We start from the raw sequence: 241 nt of genomic DNA, 5'->3' as shown, positions 1-241 counted from the left end.
AGCGCTCAGACATCCTGCTGGAGGCCAGCCGGATCGCCGAGAAGCGGCGGGAGGAGCTGGAGCTGTCGCTGGTCAGGGAAGTGGGCAAGACGCGAAAAGACGCCCGAGGCGAGATGGACCGGGTCATCAACACGCTTCGTCTCTCGTCCGAAGAAGCGAAGCGGATCGCCGGCGAGATGGTGCCCCTCGCGGCCACGCCGGGAGCGGAAAACCGGCTCGGCTTTGCCATTCGCGTGCCCAA

The 241-nt window shown here is 66.4% G+C and carries 1 protein-coding gene; it reads left to right on the top strand.

Annotated elements, in window-relative coordinates:
- On the top strand, nt 1-241 hold a 241-nt coding region (locus LD028_RS09375), incomplete at both ends, for an aldehyde dehydrogenase family protein (protein WP_237811659.1).

The sequence above is a fragment of the Anoxybacillus sp. LAT27 genome, from assembly GCF_022030075.1.
Lineage (GTDB): Bacteria > Bacillota > Bacilli > Bacillales > Anoxybacillaceae > Anoxybacillus > Anoxybacillus kestanbolensis.
Note: the sequence above shows the minus strand (reverse complement) of the source record. Positions and strands in the feature narration are given on the sequence as shown.